This is a genomic window from Saccharibacter sp. EH611, from assembly GCF_009834765.1.
Taxonomy (GTDB): domain Bacteria; phylum Pseudomonadota; class Alphaproteobacteria; order Acetobacterales; family Acetobacteraceae; genus Saccharibacter.
The window spans coordinates 1-2,888 of the sequence record NZ_WVHP01000012.1 but is presented as its reverse complement, the minus strand read 5'-3'; the positions used below and the strand labels follow the sequence as shown (position 1 = coordinate 2,888).

Sequence of the window (2,888 nt, the reverse complement as noted above, 5' to 3'; positions counted from 1 at the left end):
TAATCGTTGCCGGGGTGACGGTTGGGAGCTGATTGATGGGCAGGCGCAGGCGCGTCTGGTTCGTCAGACTGTCCGTGTTGAGCGTCAAAGAGAGCACCTCGGCCCAGTCTCCCAAAGCATCGACAGCAGCTGAGAGGCGAGACGCATAGAGGGTGCCACCCATGCGAGCACGGTAGCGACCAGATTGCAGAACGCCCATAATGGCGTTCTGCACCTGCGTAACCACGTCAGATGGCACGCTGTCGGATTGTTCGAGCGTGACAGCGACGGTCACAGGCACGGGCTGCGGTCGGTCATACCGAAAGGTGTAAGAGGGGCTGTTCCCCGCGTAAACCGGGTTCGTGTCCTGCACGGTCACGAGACGGTCGCCCATCGTGGCAATACCGGGCGGCTTTTTGGCAAGGATCGCTTGGCCAATAGCGTTTTCCGTCCCGCCTTCGACAAGCACGTAGAGCGCGTGCGGCTCCATCGCCACTCCGCTAATGGCCGTGGCGTTGCCGCTGGGATTATCCATCACGTAAGCGTCGGTGACACCATCCAGCTCCAGTAAGGCCCCCATCAGAGACGCGTTCTGGCTGCGGCTATTGGCCGCCACAGAGTTCCGCCGTCGCGTCTCAAAGTCTGTTCGGTTCTCGGCGTCGCTGCCCATAGAGCCGGGGGCGGGGTTGGTGAGCGAGGCCAAGCCTAGACCGCCTTGATAGAGCTGGAGGCTTTTAGCAGGGCACGGGATGGCGCCGGGGGTTGTGCAGGCAAGATCAAGCGCGGCGGTTTGTACCCCTTGCGGAAGGGTAACGGCGGAGGGCGTGCTGTAGAGAAGGCCGTTGGAGCTTGACGCAACGACCGTGCCAGCTGCGATGGTCTGGCCGGGGTTGTTGAGCGTGGCCTGCACCGTCACGGTTGTAGGGGTCGCGGCGCGGCGTTCCATAAAATACAGCCGCCCAATGGCTTCCTGCATCCGACCCGAGGCAGAGGCGGGGTCAATCCCGTTGAAGAGGGACAGGAGGGCAGAAAGAAAATCTCCTAGAATTGCTGTCTCTGAGATGGCGATTTGTCCCTGTGGAGTAGATAAAGATGTATTAGCCCCACCGCCTAGAGCTGTGTTTAGGTCTTCAAGTCGTCCATTAAGGATGTCTTGCTCACTAGGGCCAACAAATCCAGCAGTTGTAAGAGCAGGCGCCGGGACGTTGGTCGTGATATTAGAATTGGGCATAGCTTGTTCCCCCATCGTCAAATGTGACGAGAATGATCCCGCTTAATTGGCGCTCGGGCGTGGGATTTGTGAGATGACAGGTGGCGGCAGCAACACCGGGAACAGACATGGCCGCTTCTTCTGCTTCAGACGCGTAGAAAGAGATGTCCACATCCGAACGGAGGATGTCCGCGTCATAGGGAAGACCTTGGCTCATATCGTAGATGACTTCGCCTAGCCACGTTTGCACCGCTGAGCAGACATCTTGCAGGAGGGCCGTATTGTCCGACAGCACGACGAGAGAGCCGGTGCTATCAAGCTCTAAATCCCAATCATTTGATAAGGATAGGGTTTTCATAGAGAGTATTTATCTTTTGAATTTTCTTCCTGCTGAGAGCATGAAAACTGTAGTATCTGGCTTGGTTCAACAGGGGCTCCAGCATTCGCCAGTCGTAATCCCTTGGCTTGAAGCAATGCTTTCCCATTAATGGCACCAACACATTCAAGTTCCAGATATCCAATAGTTTCTTGGACATTGGAGAGGGAAAGGAAGATCGGGGCTCGGACATCGGCTGGAAGATGTTCAACAGAGATAAGAAGCGATGTTCCTTTCCCAGTGGGCTCCATCCATATTTGGGAGACCTCTGAATAGAGGATGGCTTGTTCTGTTTGGGTCATGGGATGTTCCAGACATAAAAAAGCCGCCCCGGTGTGGAGCGGCTTGTTGGGGGTTAGTCTTTCCCGCCTTTGATGAGGCGGAGCCTATCTCTGGTGTTTCGGGTCTTTCGCACTGTGGACGACCCAAAGCGGCGGCCTAGCTCTATGAAATGCTCAACAAGAACACCTTCGCCACGGGCAGCCTCCATTGCGAGCTGAACGGCAGCGTTGAGACACTCATAGCTGTGTCTTTCCCGCAGCTTGTATATCCGCGCGATGAGGTCGTTATTTTCAGGAGCAGGCGGAAGAGGAGGTAGGTTCTTGCTCATGCTGCGATCTCCTTCCGTGGGGCGAACACGCCTATCTTTGCAGAAAGCTTTGTTAAGCCTTTTTGCGTAATCATGGGCTGGCCGTAGGTTTCCCGACCCGTGGTTTTATGGAAGACCGTGACCTGCTTTACATCCATATACCCGTCCTTAATTGGCTTTGCATAAGCGAGCTTGCGGCCAGAGGATGAATGCACATAAAGCCACTTGATCGGGCTTTGCACGAGCTTCTGGATGAAAAGCTTTTCAGGCCACCCGCACAGTTTGGCGCTATCACGGAGAGTGAAGAGACCGTCTGTGTTGGCGAGTTCATCGAAGGCGCTGGCTTTGGGGAGTACATCCTTTAGTTGTGCATCGCGATCCTTAATCGTCTTGTCTGCCAATTGAAGGGCACGAGCCATGAGCGTTTCGGGGGTGTCCTCTTGGTGCGTTGCCATATCCCCGCCATGCTTGCGGATGGAGGGAATGACTTCAGAGGTAAGCCATTTCTTGAAGCGCTTGGCTTCTGCTTTGCGACTGGTGAGGACGAGAGACCAAAGGCCGGACTCGTTTATGATGGTTCTTTCAGCGTTGAGATTCCCACTATCGGTAATAACGATAGTGGACTTTTCGTCCGTATCGAGCCGTTTTGCTGCATCGGGGGCATTGCGAATTTCTAAAACGCTGCACACATCAGACAGAACCCACCAAGGTTCATTGTTCTGTGTAACGACCCG

Annotated in this window: 5 protein-coding genes; all 5 read right to left on the bottom strand. The window is 55.1% G+C overall.

Going from position 1 to position 2,888, the window contains the following annotated elements; genetic code table 11:
- Window positions 1–1,210 (bottom strand): baseplate J/gp47 family protein (locus GS535_RS04285; RefSeq protein WP_160799161.1); only part of this gene is annotated, 1,210 nt, incomplete at its 3' end.
- Window positions 1,197–1,547, bottom strand: coding sequence for a hypothetical protein (locus GS535_RS04280; protein WP_160799160.1), 351 nt, complete (start codon window positions 1,545–1,547; stop codon window positions 1,197–1,199). The genes GS535_RS04280 and GS535_RS04285, both read right to left, overlap by 14 nt.
- Complete coding sequence (locus tag GS535_RS04275; protein ID WP_160799159.1) at window positions 1,544–1,867, bottom strand: hypothetical protein; 324 nt, start codon at window positions 1,865–1,867, stop codon at window positions 1,544–1,546. The genes GS535_RS04280 and GS535_RS04275 overlap by 4 nt, the downstream gene beginning before the upstream one ends.
- Before the next feature lie 53 nt (window positions 1,868–1,920).
- Window positions 1,921–2,175, bottom strand: coding sequence for a hypothetical protein (locus GS535_RS04270; protein ID WP_160799158.1), 255 nt, complete (start codon window positions 2,173–2,175; stop codon window positions 1,921–1,923).
- Window positions 2,172–2,888: BRO family protein (locus GS535_RS04265; RefSeq protein ID WP_160799157.1), on the bottom strand; the 717-nt coding region annotated here is incomplete at its 5' end. The genes GS535_RS04265 and GS535_RS04270, both read right to left, overlap by 4 nt.

Coding starts and splice junctions, on each gene's coding strand:
- GS535_RS04280 (WP_160799160.1), bottom strand. CDS start 1,547: ATGAAAACCCTATCCTTATCAAATGATTGGGATTTAGAGCTTGATAGC.
- GS535_RS04275 (WP_160799159.1), bottom strand. CDS start 1,867: ATGACCCAAACAGAACAAGCCATCCTCTATTCAGAGGTCTCCCAAATA.
- GS535_RS04270 (WP_160799158.1), bottom strand. CDS start 2,175: ATGAGCAAGAACCTACCTCCTCTTCCGCCTGCTCCTGAAAATAACGAC.